At 39.5% G+C, this 19,498-nt stretch carries 17 protein-coding genes; 14 read left to right on the plus strand and 3 right to left on the minus strand.

The window, feature by feature from the left end:
* Nucleotides 1–53: 53 nt before the first annotated feature.
* From pcrB to JOC86_RS20215, 7 genes are all read left to right on the plus strand, one after another.
* Nucleotides 54–752 (plus strand): heptaprenylglyceryl phosphate synthase, encoded by a 699-nt coding sequence (gene pcrB, locus JOC86_RS20185; protein WP_205174762.1) that lies wholly within the window; start codon nt 54–56, stop codon nt 750–752.
* A gap of 60 nt (nt 753–812) precedes the next feature.
* Nucleotides 813–3,038, plus strand: a complete 2,226-nt coding sequence (gene pcrA / locus JOC86_RS20190) for a DNA helicase PcrA (RefSeq protein WP_205174763.1) — start codon at nt 813–815, stop codon at nt 3,036–3,038.
* A 19-nt stretch (nt 3,039–3,057) separates the two neighbouring features.
* Nucleotides 3,058–5,064 carry an NAD-dependent DNA ligase LigA gene (gene ligA / locus JOC86_RS20195; RefSeq protein WP_205174764.1) on the plus strand — a complete coding sequence of 669 codons (2,007 nt, stop codon included), beginning with the start codon at nt 3,058–3,060 and terminating at the stop codon, nt 5,062–5,064.
* A 15-nt stretch (nt 5,065–5,079) separates the two neighbouring features.
* A complete protein-coding gene (locus tag JOC86_RS20200) occupies nt 5,080–6,231 on the plus strand; it encodes a CamS family sex pheromone protein (RefSeq protein ID WP_205174765.1) in 1,152 nt (383 codons plus the stop codon).
* 269 nt (nt 6,232–6,500) lie between these two features.
* Nucleotides 6,501–8,093 carry a malate synthase A gene (gene aceB / locus JOC86_RS20205; protein ID WP_205174766.1) on the plus strand — a complete coding sequence of 531 codons (1,593 nt, stop codon included), beginning with the start codon at nt 6,501–6,503 and terminating at the stop codon, nt 8,091–8,093.
* Between the two features lie 264 nt (nt 8,094–8,357).
* Complete coding sequence (gene aceA / locus JOC86_RS20210) at nt 8,358–9,638, plus strand: isocitrate lyase (RefSeq protein ID WP_205174767.1); 1,281 nt, start codon at nt 8,358–8,360, stop codon at nt 9,636–9,638.
* Between the two features lie 290 nt (nt 9,639–9,928).
* Nucleotides 9,929–10,390 (plus strand): YueI family protein, encoded by a 462-nt coding sequence (locus JOC86_RS20215; protein WP_205174768.1) that lies wholly within the window; start codon nt 9,929–9,931, stop codon nt 10,388–10,390.
* Nucleotides 10,391–10,413: 23 nt separating this feature from the next.
* Here the strand turns inward: JOC86_RS20215 and JOC86_RS20220 are convergent, their stop codons facing one another.
* Together JOC86_RS20220 and JOC86_RS20225 are read right to left on the minus strand one after the other, a co-directional pair.
* Nucleotides 10,414–11,481 (minus strand): AbrB family transcriptional regulator, encoded by a 1,068-nt coding sequence (locus JOC86_RS20220; RefSeq protein ID WP_205174769.1) that lies wholly within the window; start codon nt 11,479–11,481, stop codon nt 10,414–10,416.
* 113 nt (nt 11,482–11,594) lie between these two features.
* Nucleotides 11,595–11,960 carry a cupin domain-containing protein gene (locus tag JOC86_RS20225; protein ID WP_205174770.1) on the minus strand — a complete coding sequence of 122 codons (366 nt, stop codon included), beginning with the start codon at nt 11,958–11,960 and terminating at the stop codon, nt 11,595–11,597.
* Between the two features lie 374 nt (nt 11,961–12,334).
* On the opposite strand from JOC86_RS20225, the gene gatC reads away from it, so the two are divergent.
* The 4 genes from gatC to JOC86_RS20245 all read left to right on the plus strand — a co-directional run bounded on the left by gatC (nt 12,335) and on the right by JOC86_RS20245 (nt 17,598).
* Nucleotides 12,335–12,625, plus strand: a complete 291-nt coding sequence (gene gatC, locus JOC86_RS20230) for an Asp-tRNA(Asn)/Glu-tRNA(Gln) amidotransferase subunit GatC (protein WP_205174771.1) — start codon at nt 12,335–12,337, stop codon at nt 12,623–12,625.
* Between the two features lie 12 nt (nt 12,626–12,637).
* Nucleotides 12,638–14,098 (plus strand): Asp-tRNA(Asn)/Glu-tRNA(Gln) amidotransferase subunit GatA, encoded by a 1,461-nt coding sequence (gatA, locus tag JOC86_RS20235; protein ID WP_205174772.1) that lies wholly within the window; start codon nt 12,638–12,640, stop codon nt 14,096–14,098.
* Nucleotides 14,099–14,110: 12 nt separating this feature from the next.
* Nucleotides 14,111–15,541 carry an Asp-tRNA(Asn)/Glu-tRNA(Gln) amidotransferase subunit GatB gene (gatB, locus tag JOC86_RS20240; RefSeq protein WP_205174773.1) on the plus strand — a complete coding sequence of 477 codons (1,431 nt, stop codon included), beginning with the start codon at nt 14,111–14,113 and terminating at the stop codon, nt 15,539–15,541.
* A gap of 374 nt (nt 15,542–15,915) precedes the next feature.
* Nucleotides 15,916–17,598: a M4 family metallopeptidase gene (locus JOC86_RS20245; protein WP_205174774.1), complete on the plus strand. Its 1,683-nt coding sequence runs from the start codon at nt 15,916–15,918 to the stop codon at nt 17,596–17,598.
* A 104-nt stretch (nt 17,599–17,702) separates the two neighbouring features.
* Here the strand turns inward: JOC86_RS20245 and JOC86_RS20250 are convergent, their stop codons facing one another.
* Complete coding sequence (locus JOC86_RS20250; protein WP_205174775.1) at nt 17,703–17,867, minus strand: hypothetical protein; 165 nt, start codon at nt 17,865–17,867, stop codon at nt 17,703–17,705.
* A 105-nt stretch (nt 17,868–17,972) separates the two neighbouring features.
* Between JOC86_RS20250 and JOC86_RS20255 the strand changes: the two genes are divergently transcribed.
* The 3 genes from JOC86_RS20255 (at nt 17,973) to JOC86_RS20265 (ending at nt 19,426) form a co-directional block, all read left to right on the plus strand.
* On the plus strand, nt 17,973–18,395 hold the full coding sequence (locus JOC86_RS20255) for a DUF4257 domain-containing protein (RefSeq protein WP_205174776.1): 423 nt from the start codon (nt 17,973–17,975) through the stop codon (nt 18,393–18,395).
* Nucleotides 18,367–18,525: a hypothetical protein gene (locus JOC86_RS20260; protein WP_205174777.1), complete on the plus strand. Its 159-nt coding sequence runs from the start codon at nt 18,367–18,369 to the stop codon at nt 18,523–18,525. Before JOC86_RS20255 ends, JOC86_RS20260 begins: the two co-directional genes overlap by 29 nt.
* Before the next feature lie 337 nt (nt 18,526–18,862).
* Nucleotides 18,863–19,426, plus strand: coding sequence for a thioredoxin family protein (locus JOC86_RS20265; protein WP_205174778.1), 564 nt, complete (start codon nt 18,863–18,865; stop codon nt 19,424–19,426).
* Nucleotides 19,427–19,498: the final 72 nt, after the last annotated feature.

Genomic DNA, 19,498 nt, shown 5'->3' on the forward strand with positions numbered 1-19,498 from the left:
CTTGATTGAATGGTATAATGTTGTATTGGAAAAGGAGAATGGAGGAACAAGTGATGTATGATATTCGAGAGTGGCGCCATGCGTTTAAGTTAGATCCGGATAAGGAAATATCGGACGAGGCTCTAGAGGAAATTTGTGAATCAGGAACGGATGCTATTATTGTAGGTGGAACGGACGGTGTCACCCTTGAAAAAGTACTGGATCTCATGGCAAGAGTGAGAAGATATACGGTTCCTTGTGCGCTAGAAGTTTCTAATATGGAAGCCATTACCCCGGGATTTGATTTTTATTTTATCCCAACCGTACTAAACAGCCGCGATCCCAAATGGATTACGGGACTTCATCATGAAGCCGTCAAGGAATTTGGAGAAATCATGAACTGGGAAGAAATTCTTGTTGAAGGATACTGTATTCTCAACGAAGATTGTAAGGCGGCGACATTAACGGATGCTAATACAAAATTGGCAAAAGATGACATTGTTGGTTACGCAATGATGGCCGAAAAAATGTTCAACCTCCCTATATTTTATTTAGAATACAGCGGTAAATACGGAGATAAAGACATTGTTAAATCAGTAAAACAAACATTAGAGTCAACAACTCTTTTTTATGGTGGCGGAATTAGATCAGCAGAACAAGCAGAAGAAATGGCCTTTCTTGCTGATGTCATTGTAGTAGGAAATGTCATCTATGAAGACCTAAAGACCGCTTTAAAAACGGTTACCGCAGTTAAAAAAATCAATCGTAAATAATTTCTTTTTACTAATAAATTCGATATAATAAGAACAAACGTTCGTTACGGTGGTGGAAAAATGCAGTATTTAACAGATCGATTATTGAACGGTATGAACCCAGAACAGAAAGAAGCAGTAAAGGCAACGGAAGGCCCCCTTCTTATTATGGCTGGTGCAGGTTCGGGGAAAACAAGAGTGTTGACCCATCGAATCGCCTACCTAATGGTTGAAAAAGGGGTAAACCCTTATAATATTCTTGCCATTACTTTTACAAATAAGGCTGCACGCGAAATGAAGGACAGAATTGGGAAAATCATGGGTGGAGTCGCTGAAGAAATATGGATTTCAACCTTCCACTCTATGTGTGTAAGAATATTAAGAAGAGATATTGATCGAATTGGTTTCAATCGAAACTTCACAATATTAGATTCTACTGATCAGCAGTCTGTTGTTAAGGGAATTTTAAAAGAAAAAAACATTGATCCTAAGAAATTTGATCCAAGGTCTATTCTTGGCTCGATTAGCTCTGCAAAAAATGAACTAATGACTCCTGAAGAATTCAGTAAGCAGGCAGGAAGCTATTATGACCAGGTCGTTTCAGACGTTTATGAGCTTTACCAAAAAAGACTTCGCAAAAATCAAGCATTAGACTTCGATGATCTCATTATGACCACAATACAGCTCTTCCAAAGAGTACCTGAGGTATTGGAATTCTATCAACGAAAGTTTCAGTACATACATGTGGATGAGTACCAGGATACAAACCGAGCACAATACATGCTTGTTAAAATGATGGCATCACGATTCCAAAACCTTTGTGTAGTGGGAGACTCAGACCAGTCAATCTATCGCTGGAGGGGTGCGGATATTGCAAATATCCTCTCTTTTGAAAAAGACTATCCGCGGGCAACGGTCATTTTACTTGAACAGAATTACCGCTCGACGAAGACGATTTTAAACGCGGCGAATGGTGTTATTGAACGAAACATGAACCGTAAACCAAAGAATTTGTGGACTGAAAATTCGGACGGGGAAAAAATTACTTATTATCGAGCAGACAACCAACAGTCCGAGGCACAATTCGTTACAGGAAAAATTAAAGAGATGGTCGATAACGGTAAGAGAAAATATTCTGATTTTGCGATTCTTTATCGTACAAATGCCCAGTCCCGTGTAATGGAGGAAATCCTTCTTAAATCAAATATAGAGTATTCCATCGTAGGCGGAATCAAGTTCTACGATCGTAAAGAGATTAAAGATATTCTTGCTTATTTACGATTAATCGCTAATCCTGATGATGATATCAGTTTACAAAGGGTGATCAATGTTCCGAAGAGAGGCGTTGGGGCAGGTTCACTTGATAAAATCGCCCGTTATGCAGCCGACCATGATATCTCCATGTACCAAGCATTAGGAGAAGCAGATTTTATCGGACTCAGCCCAAAAATAACAAAAGCGGTTATTGAGTTCAAAGAGCTCATCAAAGGATATTCCAGCATGCAAGAATACCTTTCCGTAACAGAATTAGTAGAAGAAGTTCTGGAGAAATCAGGATATAGAGAAATGCTCAAGGCGGAGAAATCTCTTGAGTCCCAAAGTCGACTAGAAAATATCGATGAGTTTTTATCCGTTACACAAAGCTTTGAGGAAAGTAACGATGACAAAAGCTTAGTCGCGTTTTTAACAGACTTAGCATTAGTGGCAGATATTGATAAGCTTGATGAAGATGATCAACCAAAGGATTCCGTTATTTTAATGACCCTTCATGCAGCAAAAGGGCTAGAATTCCCTGTCGTTTTTCTAATGGGTATGGAGGAAGGGGTTTTCCCTCATAGTCGATCTTTAATGGATGAAGAAGAGATGGAGGAAGAACGCCGTTTAGCTTACGTTGGAATCACTCGTGCCGAAGAGGAACTTTTTATTACAAATGCACAAATGAGAACATTATTTGGTCAAACTAAAATGAATCCTGTTTCTCGTTTCATAGCCGAAATTCCAAACGAACTTCTAGATGAATTTTCAATCGAAAAGAAAAGTACCTTTTCATCATCTTCATCCTCATCCTTCCAGCGCCCTCAACAAACGCGCAAACCGGTTTCTCGACCTGTGGCAACGTCAACAGGAGCGAGTGAATTAGGATGGCAAGTGGGAGATAAAGCTTCACATAAAAAGTGGGGAACTGGCACGGTTGTCAGTGTGAAAGGATCGGGAGACGGTATGGAACTGGATATTGCTTTCCCGAGCCCGATTGGGGTCAAGCGGCTTTTAGCAAAATTTGCACCTGTTGAAAAAGTAAAAAGTTAGTGTAGAAAGGGCTGAGTTTATGGACCTTCATGCAGCTGAAATGCGTGTGAAAGAACTTCATCAACTTTTAAATCAATATAATTATGAATATCATGTGTTGGATAATCCGTCAGTACCAGATGCTGAGTACGACAGTTTACTGAAAGAACTTCAGAAACTAGAGGAATCCTTTCCGTATTTAAAAACATCCGATTCCCCTTCTCAACGTGTCGGTGGAGATATTCTTGAGGCATTCCAAAAAGTACAACATAAGATTTCAATGCTTAGCTTAGGGAATGCCTTTAATGAGGAGGACCTTCGTGACTTTGATCGTAAGGTAAGACAAGCAGTTGGGGATAGATTCTCTTATGTTTGTGAACTGAAAATCGACGGATTAGCGGTTTCTTTAAGATATGAGGATGGAATGCTCGTGCAAGGAGCAACTCGAGGAGACGGAACGACAGGGGAAGACATTACAGCAAACTTAAAAACGATTCGTTCCATTCCTTTAAGGATTTCCGAACCCCTTTCTATTGAAGTGCGCGGGGAAGCCTTTATGCCAAAACGTTCATTCGAATCTTTAAATAAAGCAAAAGTGGAAAGGGAAGAAGAACCTTTTGCGAATCCGCGAAATGCAGCTGCCGGATCGTTAAGACAACTCGATCCAAAGATTGCAGCATCCCGTAATCTAGATATTTATTTATATGCGATTGCTGATGTAGGTCAGACAGGTGTCACTTCTCACAGTGAAGGATTAGATCTACTCGAATCGTTAGGATTTAAAGCAAATAAAGAACGGAAAAATTGTGAAAACATCGACGAAGTCATTCAATTTGTGGAAGACTGGGTAGAGAAACGTGCTGAACTTCCATATGAAATTGATGGCATCGTTATTAAAGTCGATTCTCTTCAGCAGCAAGAAGAGCTTGGAACAACGGCTAAATCCCCAAGATGGGCGATTGCTTACAAATTCCCTGCAGAAGAAGTTGTTACTTTACTAAAATCAATCGAACTAAATGTAGGCCGTACGGGCGTGATTACACCTACGGCTGTGCTTGAACCCGTAAAGGTTGCGGGGACAACCGTTCAGCGGGCATCCCTTCATAATGAAGACTTGATTAGAGAAAAAGATATAAAGCTTGGTGACTATGTCGTCATTAAAAAAGCTGGAGATATCATTCCTGAAGTCGTAAATGTTCTTGAAGAAAGAAGAACAGGTGAAGAAAAGGACTTTCACATGCCTACTGAATGTCCTGAGTGCGAAAGTGAACTCGTCCGACTTGATGGAGAAGTAGCCTTAAGATGTATTAATCCAAAATGCCCTGCACAAATTCGGGAAGGTTTGATACACTTTGTTTCAAGAAACGCCATGAATATTGATGGACTGGGTGAAAAAGTGATTAGTCAGCTTTTCCATGAACACCTAATTAAAGATGTAGCAGATCTTTACCGCCTAGAAAAGGACCAGCTTCTACAATTAGAGCGAATGGGGGAAAAGTCGGTAGACAATCTGTTAAAGGCTATTGAGGCATCGAAGGAAAATTCATTGGAAAAACTCCTCTTTGGGCTAGGTATTCGACACGTAGGCTCAAAAGCGGCTAAAACATTAGCTCAGCAATTTGAAACAATTGATCGATTAATGGAAGCATCACTTGAAGATTTAGTTGCAATAAATGAAATTGGAGAGAAGATGGCGGATTCCATTGTGACTTATTTTGAAAATGAAGAGGCGATCAGTCTAATTAGAGAGTTAAAATCCTACGGTGTTAATATTGAATACAAAGGTCCTAAGCCGGTAGCTGTTGAAAATACAGACTCCTATTTTGGAGGGAAAACCGTTGTCCTTACAGGAAAACTGGAACAGTTGGGCCGCAATGAAGCAAAAGAAAAAATCGAGGCATTCGGCGGAAAAGTGACCGGTAGTGTTAGTAAAAAGACAGATCTTTTAGTCGCTGGGGAAGATGCAGGCTCGAAATTAACAAAAGCACAAGACCTTGGAATTGAAATATGGGATGAAGAGAAGCTATTGGAAGAACTTAACCGATAAGAGGTGTAACAAAAAATGAAAAAGTGGCTTGTGGCTACCCTATGCTCGGTTGTCCTATTAGGTGGCTGCGCACCGACATTTGAAAAACAGGAACAAGTTGTCGAGGAAGATGAGAATAATCAAACTGTAAAAGCGATTATTCCTAGTTTCCAAATATCTGATCACTATTACAAAACCCTCCTGCCATATGAGTCCAGTGCGACACGTGGATTAGTTGTGAATAACCTTCATTCACGCTACGATATTGACCAATTCGAGGCTGGTTTAACAAGAATGGCAAAAGAAAGGTTTCCGACTGATAAGTTTCTGTTTAAAGAAGGTCAAACCTTAGATAAAAAAACAGTGGAATCTTGGTTGAATCGTAAATTCACAAGCGAACAATTAAAAGAGCGAGGGCTAAAAGAGTCTCAAAACGTAGGGTTAAATCCAGTAGATGATGGAAGTAATAAATCACCCATTTATTTATCGCACATCATAGAGCATAGCTATCTCCAAAAGACTGCGGAAGATAAAGTTCAGCTTGGTGGAGTTGTGATAGGCCTTGCACTGAACTCTGTTCATTATTACCAAAACGAGAGCACAGGAACGACTATTGAAGACCCCATCAGTAATGATGTCATAAAGCAACAAGGGAACCAGATTGCCCAGGAAGTAGTGAAGCGTCTTCGTGGGAAGGAAGAATTGCAAGGAGTTCCCATCACGGTTGCGCTTTATAAACAGGCTAGTTCTAACTCAGCAACCCCTGGTCATTTCTTTGCGTACACGAATATTGAAGGAAATGAAAGCTCAATTGCAGAATGGAAAGCAGTAAATGAACAATTTTATTTATTTCCTTCTACAGAAGCGGAACAAGCTCATAGTCAAGACCTTAAGTATTTTCTAAACTTTAAAGAGAAAGTGGAGAACTATTTTCCAAATTACAATGGTGTAGTCGGAAAGGCTTTTTACCAAAATGGAAAAATATCGACTTTAAATATCGATATTCCAATACAATATCATGGAAAAGCGGAAACCATCGGCTTTACTCAATATGTTGCAGACCTAGCGAACAAAGAATTTCCAAAAGAACTTAATCTAGAATTAACCATCACTTCTTCAAATGGACCAGAAGCCCTCATTGTAAAAAAAGCAAACAAGAATGATCCTATGGTTCATATCTACGAATAATTTAAAGACTAGTAATCCTTTAGGGGGTGCTAGTCTTTTTTGTGGTATAAGTTATTTTTAAATCAAAGAAACTTAGAAATACGATTCCTAATTATTGCTAGGGTAAAAGGGGATTTAGGATTTTGTCGAAAATTCTTTAGAAAAAAATGGTTACATTTTTATATTAACTGTTATATAATACAAACAAATAATAAAATCTGTGTTATAACAAAATGAATTCCTACTTCTTAGAAAACAGATGATTTCTAATAAAGGAGTGATTTGGTTCAATGTCCACGCAAATAGCGGGTATCCAAGTAAAAGGAAGCATGAGAGCGGGATATGAAGAAATTCTGTCACCTTCCGCACTACAATTTATTGAACAACTAGAACGAAGATTTGGTGAACAGCGATTAAAACTGTTACACAACAGAAATGAACAGCAAAAGAAAATCAATGGAGGACACTTGCCCCATTTTTTAAAAGAAACAGAATCAATAAGAAAATCTGATTGGCAGATCAATCCATTACCGAAAGATCTAAAAGACCGCAGAGTAGAAATCACCGGTCCAGTTGATAGGAAAATGGTGATTAACGCATTAAATTCAGGAGCAAAATGTTTCATGGCTTGTTTTGAAGATGCCACATCTCCTACGTGGGAAAACCTAATCGACGGTCAAGTGAATATGAGAGATGCTGTTGCCAAAACCATTTCGTTTGAAAATGAAAGTGGGAAGAAGTATGTGTTAGGAGAAAATCCAGCCGTCTTAATTGTAAGGCCAAGAGGACTTCATCTTGATGAAAAACATATCGAATTAGATGGAAAACCGATTTCTGGAAGTTTACTAGACTTTGGATTGTTCTTTTTTCATAACGCACGTAAGCTCCTTCAAAATGGAAGTGGACCATACTTCTACCTTCCTAAATTAGAGAGTCATCTTGAAGCAAGATGGTGGAATGACGTTTTTGTATATGCACAAAAGTATATTGGAATTCCAAGAGGTACCGTAAAAGCGACGGTTTTAATAGAAACCATTAATGCTGCTTTTGAAATGGATGAAATTTTATATGAATTAAAGGAGCATTCCGCAGGACTGAATTGTGGGAGATGGGATTATATTTTTAGCTATATTAAAAAACTTCGAGAGCATGAGAATGTGATTTTACCAGATCGATCATCTGTTACGATGACGGCACCATTTATGAGGGCCTATTCTTTACTGACCATTCAAACGTGTCATAAAAGGGGGGCGCCGGCGATTGGGGGAATGGCGGCACAAATTCCGGTGAAAAATAATTCCGAAAAGAACGAAGAAGCCTTTCAAAAGGTAAGAGCGGATAAGCAACGGGAAGCTGTCGATGGACACGATGGAACATGGGTAGCACACCCAGGGTTAGTACCTGTAGCACTTGAAGTTTTCGATATGGAGATGAATGAATCAAACCAAATTGATACAAAGAAATTAGAAGGGTTGCTAGTAACAGAAGAACAGTTGTTAGAGATTCCACAAGGAGAAATTACCGAAGAAGGCTTACGTCAAAATATAAATGTGGGGATTCAATACATCGCTTCATGGCTTGGCGGACAAGGGGCAGTGCCGATCCACAACCTTATGGAAGACGTAGCAACCGCGGAAATTTCTCGGGCACAAGTCTGGCAGTGGATTCGTCACCCAAAAGGAATATTAAACGACGGAAGAAAAGTAACCCTAGAACTCTATGAGAGGATCAAGCAAGAAGAACTCACAAAACTAAAAGGGCAATGGGGAAAAGAACAATACGAGAAACGTCGATTCACAGAAGCCATCGACCTATTCGACCAACTCATCAAAGCCGACACCTTCATCGACTTCCTCACCCAACCCGGCTACCCAAAACTTTAACACATTAAAGCAGTGCGGGACGGTTCTCGAATGGGGTAATGCGTTAAAGCAAAGCGGGACGGTTCTTGACGGGGTAGTGCGTTAAAGCGAAGCGGGACGGTTCTCGAACGGGGTAATGCGTTAAAGCGAAGCGGGACGGTACTCGAGCGAGGTAACACATTAAAGCGATACAGGGGCATTCTAAATAGGGTAATAGGTTAAAGGGAAAGGTTTAAATTTAGATCTGATAAATTTACTAATTTTAACAAAGGGAGGATTCATAGTATGGGGAATTTTAATGAGCGTGTAGAGAAGATACAGGAGAACTGGGAGATGGATCATCGTTGGAAAGGGGTAACACGTCCTTATACAGCAGAAGAGGTTGTTAGATTAAGAGGATCCGTGGACATAGAGCATACATTGGCTCGTAGAGGGTCCGAAAAGCTTTGGGATTATCTTCATACAGAGGATTATATTAATGCTCTTGGTGCGTTAACCGGAAATCAAGCTGTCCAGCAGGTAAGAGCTGGTTTGAAGGCGATATACTTAAGTGGTTGGCAAGTAGCGGCAGATGCTAATCTCTCAGGACATATGTATCCAGATCAAAGCTTATACCCGGCAAACTCTGTACCATCAGTTGTTAAGCGTATTAATCAGGCTTTACAACGTGCAGATCAAATTCACCATGTTGAAGGTGATGATTCGATAGATTGGTTTGCTCCAATCGTGGCAGATGCAGAAGCTGGTTTTGGCGGGCAATTAAATGTATTTGAATTAATGAAAGGCATGATTGAAGCAGGTGCCGCAGCTGTTCATTTTGAAGATCAGCTTTCATCTGAGAAGAAATGTGGACATTTGGGAGGAAAAGTACTTTTACCAACACAGACCGCAGTTCGAAACCTTATCTCAGCTCGACTGGCAGGAGATGTCATGGGAGTTCCGACGTTGATTATTGCTCGAACAGATGCGAATGCCGCAGATTTAATTACGAGCGATGTCGATCCATATGATGCTCCTTTTATTACTGGAGACCGTACTCCTGAAGGATTCTTCCGTACCAAAGCTGGGCTTGATCAAGCAATTGCCCGAGGACTTGCGTACGCTCCATACGCAGATTTGGTTTGGTGCGAAACATCTGAACCAAATCTTGAGGAAGCACGTCGCTTTGCTGAGGCAATTCATGAGAAGTACCCTGGGAAACTACTAGCATACAACTGTTCACCGTCCTTTAACTGGAAGAAAAAATTAGATGATGTAACGATTGCAAAATTCCAAAAAGAGCTCGGCAAAATGGGCTACAAGTTCCAATTTGTTACCCTTGCAGGGTTCCATGCTCTTAATCACAGTATGTTTGAACTAGCTAGAGGCTACAAAGACCGCGGGATGGCAGCTTATTCCGAACTGCAACAATCCGAATTTGATAGTGAAAAACACGGCTACTCTGCGACTCGTCATCAACGTGAAGTAGGAACGGGTTATTTTGATCAAGTATCTATGGTGATCTCAGGAGGAACCTCTTCCACGACAGCTTTAAAAGGGTCAACAGAAGAAGAACAATTCGTATAAAAAATTGATACTAATATTCTCGTGCTGGCACAAACATAGTGTCAGCACTTTTTTGGTCAAAGGTTGGGGGCGGTTCTCGAACACATTAAAGCTTTAACACTCTAATACATTCGAGAACCGTCCCGGAGTACATCACCGCGTTAAACCGTTCGAGAACCGTCCCCAAGTGTATCACCGTGTTAAAGTGTTTCAAAATCGAATTCCTGTATTTTTTATTGCGTTTTTGAGATGATATCATACACTGTAGGGGATAATGTTCATGAATCGATGATGTGCGGAGGTGTCCATGATTGTCAAAGCCAACTGTGGATGATTATATTCAACAAGGGATTTATGGAGAGAAAGAAATTAACCCAGATGAAAAAAGAAGATTTTTGGGTACTTTCAGGGAGCGTGTCATTATTGCTCTGACTAAAAGTCAAGTGAGGAAGAAAAAAGTATATAGCGAAGTGATATCAGCCATTAAAGAAAACCCTAAAGCAAAGCTTTACCTCAATGGGAATATGAGGTATTCCTATCTTTCAAAATACATCAAAACAGCTTCAAAACACGGGAATCCCTATACAATGACAACGAATAAAGAATATGATTCCGATATTGGACTCGTTCTAGCTCACAATTATGCAATAGATAAAAATGATATCTATGTAGGAGAAGAAAAGCCACAAATATCCACTATAACACCAAAATCCTGCAAGAAACAAAAAACGAAAGGACCAAAAGCACTTATAAAAAAAATCCTCGGAAGGTGACGATTGCCACTCTCCGAGGATTATTAAGCACCGCTAAGCTCATCTCTTTTCAAAATCCATTTTAAAATAGACGGGACTACAAAGAGGATAAAGAGAATTCGAAATAAATGATATCCTGTAACAATCGCAAGCTGGGCATCAATCGCTTGGCCGACAAGGGCCATTTCCGCCATTCCCCCAGGCGCCATGCTTATAAAGGCAGTCACAAATTGAATACCATGTAAATACATCAATCCGACTCCAAGAACTAATGCGAAAAGAACAAGCACAATAGATGTCAAAAACGAAAGAATAACAAATTTGGCAGGATTTCCGCTGTTTTCAAAGTCCATCATAAAGCTGAAATAAATCCCAAGAAATACTTGAGCCAATACAATAAAGATACTTGGCATATGTGGAATGGAATTCATTAGAATAGCTACCGTGCCGACGCCAATAATCGGTCCTAATAAATATGGAGTAGGCAGTTTGATTTTTTTGGCCAATACAGCTGAAACTCCAGCAAGTCCGAGCAAAAGAACAAGCCGCCAATCCAATTCAACCCCACTGCCACCACTTGATGATGAAATAACTCCGTCAGTACTGTTGGTACCGTTGAGAATGGGACTAAAAACTAGAAACGGGACAATAAAAATAACCGATAATAAACGACTAACCTGTAAAATCGTCACGACCGTTAAATTGACATTTTTTAATTCTTCACCAAGGACGAGCATTTGAGATAAACCGCCTGGAATACTTCCGATAAGAGTAGAACGAAAACTAATTCCAGTAATCCTAGTAAGTAAAAAAGCAAGTAATACGCTGAAAAGGATGACAGAAATCGTCATCAGAAACATTGATGGAAGCTGATGAATGATTTCCATGACAGTATCTTTAGAAAATGATTGCGCAATCGTATAGCCAATGATGATCAAACCAATGTTTCTAAAGTAGGGAGGCATAGCAAGTTGGACAGTTTTCACAAGCTTGCTAAAAATAAACACAGCCGTCATACTCCCCAAAAGCCAGGATAGGGGGATATTCAAAAGGGTAAATACAAAGCCGCCTCCTAAACCAGTCAGTAATGTAATCAGAACATTAACAAGCATGAGACCCCTTCTTATCAAGCAGATTTTTTGTGATTTCTTTTATTATATCGCTATAGAGCGGAAGAAACGAAAACAAATGCTTGAAAATAGCCACATACTTTGTTATGGATTCATTATGATTTTGAAAAACTCTCTAAAAATTCATCAGGATTAATTTCTTCCCCTTCGGCAACAATCGCCGTCATCCCATGCACTGAGCCCGACTCATGCTGCTCCCCTTTTTCCAAAAAAACAGCCATCCCCGGCTCAACCTTCACTTTCTCCCCTCCTTCTACTCGAACCCAGCCGCTTCCCCCAGTAACCATTAATAGCTGCGGGCAGGTAGCTGGATGCATTCCAAGAACGCTGCCAGCTTCAAGATAAAAATAACCAATTTGAAAGGGTTTCTTTGTTTTTACAAGTGGATGAATCGTCACATTCCTACTCTCAAACCGATTAATTACTTTCCCATCACGTTGATAAAATGTAAAAATCCTCATTGGAAAATCACCTCAAACCAATAATTCGTCAAAAAATAGTACAAACCCTCTAAAATAAAACCAAGATAAAAGGAAGGCGAAAGTGTGCCAGGCACAAAAAGTACCACTAGAATCTGCCTTTCCCCAGCAGTTGCTTAAAGGGCGGGGTTTTTGGTATTATCAATAGATAAGAAAATTACATAGTGTACGCTTGTCAACCAGTGTTGAACATTGGTTGCCCTTAAGCGCCAAGCTCCTTTTGTCATAAGCTCGTCCACATAGGAAGGAAAAATCCTCTCTTATGTGGATTACGTTATGCCGACTTGAGGCTGTTCAAGGCGCTTCCGCTATTCTAAATAGTGCAAGTGTTCGATTATTTTCGGAGGTGTAGAGAATTGTCCAGAATTTCAGAGGATCAAGTGAAGCACGTGGCACATCTTGCCCGTTTAGCGATTTCAGATGAAGAAGTACAAAAATTTACCACTCAGTTGGATGCCATCATTGGGTTTGCAGAACAACTGAATGAACTAGATACAACAAATGTAGAGCCGACTTCACACGTACTTGATATGAAGAACGTATTTCGTGAAGATAAGCCTGGTAAAGGACTTCCGCGTGAAGAAGTACTTAAGAATGCACCAGATCACCAGGATGGACAGGTTCGCGTACCATCAATCTTAGAATAAGGAGGGAACAGGATGTCTCTATTTGAACATAAGCTTTCAGAGCTTCATGAGCTTTTACATAAAAAAGAAGTCTCCGTCACAGATCTTATGGATGAGTCCTACAAAAGAATTAACAGTGTTGACGATAAAGTTAAGGCATTTTTAACATTGGACGAGGAAAATGCCCGTGCGAAGGCAAAGCAGCTTGACAGCAAACGTGGTACGGAAGGCGAGAAGGGTCTTCTATTTGGTATGCCGATTGGAATTAAAGACAATATCGTGACAAAAGGACTTCGTACAACGTGTTCAAGTAAAATTCTTGAAAACTTTAATCCTATTTATGACGCAACGGTTATCAATAAATTAACGAGTGCTGAAACGATTACAATTGGAAAATTAAACATGGACGAGTTTGCCATGGGTTCCTCTACAGAGAACTCTGGCTTCCAAAAGACACGTAACCCTTGGAATCTAGAAACTGTTCCAGGTGGGTCTTCAGGTGGTTCTGCAGCGTCTGTTGCAGCTGGAGAAGTACCATTTTCCCTAGGATCAGATACAGGTGGTTCTATTCGCCAACCAGCAGCATTTACCGGTACAGTTGGATTAAAGCCTACTTACGGCCGTGTATCTCGTTTTGGTCTTGTGGCTTTTGCTTCCTCACTTGACCAAATCGGACCGATTACAAGAAATGTTGAGGACAATGCTTACTTGCTTCAAGCGATTGCTGGTCTTGATCCAAACGATTCGACTTCTGCAAACGTTGACGTTCCTAACTATGCATCTGCATTAACTGGGGATATTAAAGGTCTGAAAATCGCGGTCCCTAAAGAATACTTAGGAGAAGGTGTTGGCGAAGAAGCTCGCCAATCCGTTTTGAATGCATTGAAAGTGTTAGAAGGTCTTGGTGCGACTTGGGAGGAAGTTTCTCTTCCACATTCAAAATATGGTGTCGCTACATATTATCTTTTAGCTTCTTCAGAGGCGTCTGCAAACCTTGCTCGTTTTGACGGTGTTCGCTACGGTTACAGAACTCCAGATGCAGAAAACCTTATTGAACTTTATAAGAAAACACGTGCTGAAGGCTTTGGTGAAGAAGTGAAGCGTCGTATTATGCTTGGAACGTTCGCATTAAGCTCTGGCTACTATGATGCATATTACAAAAAAGCACAGCAGGTTCGTACGTTAATCAAGAAAGACTTTGAAGATGTTTTTGAAAAATATGATGTCATTCTTGGGCCAACGACTCCGACTCCAGCATTCAAAATTGGCGAAAAAGTCGATGATCCATTAACAATGTATGCAAATGATATTTTGACAATCCCTGTAAACCTTGCGGGAGTGCCGGGCATCTCGATCCCATGCGGTTTTGCATCGAATGGTTTACCACTTGGATTGCAAATTATCGGGAAGCACTTTGATGAAAGCACGGTCTACCGTGTGGCGCATGCTTACGAACAAGCGACAGATTATCATAAAAAAAGACCACAACTGTAAGGGGTGAAATCAATGAACTTTGAAACGGTCATTGGACTTGAGGTCCATGTAGAACTTAAAACAGATTCGAAAATGTTTTCTCCTGCCCCGAACCACTTTGGAGCAGAGCCTAACACAAATACAAACGTCATCGATCTCGGATATCCTGGCGTTTTACCTGTTGTAAATAAACGCGCAATTGAATTCGGTATGAAAGCGGCATTAGCTTTAAATTGCGAAATTGCAACAGATACGAAATTTGATCGTAAAAACTATTTCTACCCAGACAACCCGAAAGCTTACCAAATCTCTCAATTTGATAAGCCAATCGGTGAGCATGGGTGGATTGAAATTGAAGTCGATGGGAAGAAGAAGAAAATCGGAATTACTCGTCTTCATTTAGAAGAAGATGCTGGGAAACTGACGCATTCAAGTGATGGCTACTCATTAGTTGATTACAACCGTCAAGGAACACCGTTAATCGAAATCGTTTCTGAGCCGGATATTCGTACACCAGAAGAAGCTTACGCCTATTTAGAAAAATTAAAATCCATCATCCAATATACTGGAGTGTCTGATTGTAAAATGGAAGAAGGCTCACTGCGCTGTGATGCCAACATCTCACTACGTCCAATTGGGCAAGAGGAATTTGGAACAAAAGCAGAGCTGAAAAACTTAAACTCCTTTAACTTTGTAAAAAAGGGGCTTGAGCATGAACAAGTTCGTCAAGAAAAAGTTCTTCTTTCAGGCGGTATCATTCAACAAGAAACACGCCGCTTTGATGAATCAACAGGAAAAACGATTCTGATGCGTGTTAAAGAAGGTTCTGATGATTATCGTTATTTCCCTGAACCAGATCTTTTAGCTCTTCATATTGACGACGAGTGGAAAGAGCGTGTACGTTCTGAAATTCCTGAGCTTCCAGATGAACGCAAAAAACGTTATGTAGAGGAAATGGGATTACCAGCCTATGATGCCATGGTATTAACGCTTACAAAGGAAATGTCTGATTTCTTCCAAGAAACGGTTGACGCTGGGGCTGATACGAAACAAGCATCGAACTGGCTGATGGGTGAGGTTTCAGCATACCTAAACAGTGAGCAAAAAGAGTTGAGCGATGTGGCCCTAACTCCACAAGGCTTAGCCGGTATGATCAAACTGATTGAAAATGGAACGATTTCTTCTAAGATTGCGAAGAAGGTCTTTAAAGAATTAGTTGAAAACGGGGGAGACCCAGAAAAGATTGTAAAAGAAAAAGGTCTTGTCCAAATTTCAGATGAAGGCGCTCTTCTTAAAATCGTGACAGAAACGCTAGATGCAAATCCGCAATCGATTGAAGACTTTAAAAACGGGAAAGACCGTGCAATCGGATTCCTTGTTGGTCAAATCATGAAAGCAACCAAAGGGCAAGCAAATCCTCCGATGGTAAATAAGCTTCTATTACAAGAAATTAAAAAACGATAACATTTTAGTAAGGGCTGTTCCTAGATCTAGGAGCAGTCCTTTTATTTTGAGACATGAACTACCTCCACATAGACTTCCAAAAACGATTGTAGTCTTCCTAAAGGAAAGCTTGCCTTTGTCAAAAATAAGGCTTTTCTATCATTGATATGAAAGAAATTAAAAGCGAATGAAAATTTATTCTTGGAAATGAGCCCCAAAATTTTCAACATTGAACAAAAACTCGTTAAAAATCCATTTCTTTGTCCTTCTTTATCCCTATACTTGAATAAAGAAAATTCACCAAATTTCAACATGTATATTCATAGAAAAATCCTTTATGATAAAGATTGTTATTGAATTTTTAAAAATATTCTGAACAAAGGAGCGGAAAATCTATGAAGAAAACAGCGATTGCAGTTGGACTAGCTACTGGATTGATGGTAAGCCCGATCTTTTCCCCGCAAGCACTAGGAGCACCAGATTCTTATGCACAATTTAATATGAACAAAGAGGTCGGTACTCCGCAGTTTATTTCAGGAAAATTAACGCAGCCATCCTCGAAAAATGCAGAAGAGATTGTATTTAATTATCTCAATGGAAAGAAAAAGAATTACAAATTTGCTTCAGAGGCAAAGAATTCATTTGTTGTAAAAGAAAAAAAGAAAGATAAGTTAGGGTTTACATACCTTCGATTACAACAAGTTTATAAAGGGGTTCCGGTTTATGGATCAGAAATGACGGCCCATGTAAATAAGGATGGAGTTCTAACGGCCATCTCTGGAGCTTCCATACCAAATCTTGATCAAAAAAATGGATTGAAAAAGGAGAAAAAGCTTAAAGCGAAAGAAGCTGTAAGCATTGGAGAGAAGGATCTGTTAGCTGAGATTGGTACTCAACCTCAATATGAGTACAAGCCTACTACTGATTATGTCGTTTATGTTGATAGCAATAAAGAAGCTCATTATGCTTATCTAGTAAACTATAATTTCTTAACTCCTGAACCAGGGAATTGGAGCTATTTTGTTGATGCAACTTCTGGTGAGGTTCTTTCAAAATATAACGAAATCCATCATGGGAAAAAGGAAAATGGCAATGGAAAAGGGAAACCGGGTGATGGAGGCACTGGTAGTGGAACCGATGTAGTTGGAACAGGTAAAGGAGTTCTAGGTGATACAAAGTCAATTAATACGTATCTTTCTTCATCAACCTATTATTTACAGGATAACACAAGAGGCGGTGGAGTCTTCACCTATGATGCATCCAATCGCAGCCGTTTACCAGGTTCACTTTGGGATGATGCGGATAATGTATTAAATGAAGCTTATGACGGAGCGGCAGTGGATGCTCACTATTATGCTGGACAAACCTATGATTATTATCTAGAAACCTTTAATCGAAATAGCTATGATGGTCAAGGCGCACCACTACATTCAACGGTTCATTATGGACGCAGCTATAATAACGCATTCTGGAATGGACAGCAGATGGTTTATGGTGACGGGGACGGATCAACCTTTATTCCATTATCAGGGGCTTTGGATGTCATCGCTCATGAATTGACACATGCGGTTACAGATACAACAGCAGACCTGATTTATCAAAATGAGTCAGGGGCTATTAATGAATCCATGTCTGATATTTTTGGTACATTAGTAGAATTCTATGCAAATAATAATCCAGATTGGGAGATCGGAGAAGATGTGTATACTCCTAATCAAGCAGGGGATGCTCTTCGCTCCATGTCCGATCCTACAAAATATAATGATCCTGATCATTATTCAAAACGCTATACGGGTACTGGTGATAATGGCGGAGTACACATTAACAGCGGGATTGGGAATAAAGCGGCCTATTTATTAAGTGAAGGCGGTACTCATTACGGTGTCACTGTAACGGGAATTGGTACGGCTAAAACAGGTGACATCTACTACCGTGCTTTAACTCAATATCTAACGCCTACTTCTACTTTTAGTCAGCTTCGTTCAGCAGCTGTACAATCTGCAACGGATCTCTACGGAGCAGGAAGTTCTGAAGTCGCAAGCGTGAACGCTGCTTTTGATGCCGTTGGGGTAAAATAAGAAAACAAGGGAAGCTTCCGTTTGGAGGCTTTCTTTTTTATCAGTAAATACATCAAAGTTGTCCTAAGGGAAAAATTTAAGGCATCCATCATTTTTATAATGATTTAAAGCAGACTTCTATTGTTCTTCTCTGCTTTTTTTATAATTTCTTTAGCTAGGCGGAAATACATGTCTGCTTCCGCTTTGGATTCAGCCTTTTTTATTAGCATCATGTAATTTTGAAATCGAAGCTTGTCGATTGACGAGACTTTCATCACGATTTTCCTCATTTCCTTTACTCCTTTGATTAAAGACAAATTGTGTCTAATTATCCATTCTGAATATTCTGTAAATATTGTATAATAATAGTAAATCATTCCAGAGGGTGAATGTGTATGTCCTTATTAGAAGTGATCTTGTTGCCGATGATAATGGGTGGTCTTGGAGGACTAGGACATATTTTGATTTTTAAGAATGGTCATTTTACTTTTCCCCGAAAGCTAGTGGATGAAAACGGAGAAAAACATATTATTTTTGGGTCAACGAAAGATATCATCATTGGGATATTTGCCGGGTACTTGTCGATCCTGCCTGTCATGGATACTATGCCAATTTGGTATGCGATCTACATTAGTTTATTATCAGGAATTGGTGGAAGTTCCGTTATTACAAGAAAAATTGAGCAAAACCTCGCAATAACGAAAGCCGAGTATATTCAAGAGCTTTCACAATATCAGCTCGAAACGACCTCTAAAGGAGGATCTTCGAAACACAATGAGGTGAAACCTGTTGACGAAGAGCGAAAAAATCAAGGTTGAATTGCCCCCAGAGCTTTACTCCAAAGCAGAGAAGTATTTGGAAAAAATAAAGGAGGCAGATAGTGTAATCGAGCTGAATTACTACTATAAGAAATTTAAAGAGATAATTGAAGGCTCTGAAAGCTGTTAAGATGACTTTATGTTAGAATAACTAACAAATGAGTCACCTTTTTTTATGATAAATAATGGCCAAATAAAAAACAAGATCACTTTAATCCTCTAACCCGTTAGTAGTATGTGTGATTAATGCATACTACTATTTTAATTGAAAAAATGTGATAAAAGTAAGGAATCTGTAAGGATTTCTCCTTTTTTATTATGAATATCACGCATATTGGTGTCCAATTCACCACTTTTCTTTATTATATGCTTATAAGCATATTCAAAACAATTAAAACTGGAAAAGAAAATGAAAATCTTGTGTAAAAATGAAATCAAGAATATGATTTGAAAAGGGAGGAATGATGATGAGTTTAATGAAATGGTTTGAAATGGGGATGACCCCTGAAGAATATATCCATTCAATGTCAGTGAATAAAGAAAATCTAGAAACGATCTATAAAGGATTTCAGTTGCCATTAGAAGATGAGTTTATCCAAGGGGTTAAGGAACAGAATTTAAAAGTCATTGTTCTGACAGAAGATTGGTGCGGAGATGCAATGGTGAATATCCCTGTCTTATTAAAATTAACGGAGAACCTTGACATGGATGTTCGCTTACTATTAAGAGATCAAAACTTAGAACTTATGGACCAGTATTTAACAAATGGAACATCGCGATCCATCCCTATCTTCATTTTCATAGATGAAAACGGTCATGAAGTCGCAGTATGGGGGCCGCGTGCACCTAGGATCCAAAAGATCGTGGATGATGAAGTAGCGAAACTACCACCTAAAGACCATGAGGATTTTCCACAAAAACGAAGTGAAATGATTACGAGACTAACAGAACAATATGTTCAAAATGAAGAATTATGGTTTGAGGTTTACCAAAGCATTAAAATGAAATTGATGAAAGGAATATTTGTTTAAAAATATTTAAAATCTTCATAAGTCTTATGTTATAGAGTGCGCGCCCCTCATTGAGTAATATTGCCTAAAATT

The sequence above is a fragment of the Rossellomorea pakistanensis genome (assembly GCF_016908495.1).
Taxonomy (GTDB): domain Bacteria; phylum Bacillota; class Bacilli; order Bacillales; family Bacillaceae_B; genus Rossellomorea; species Rossellomorea pakistanensis.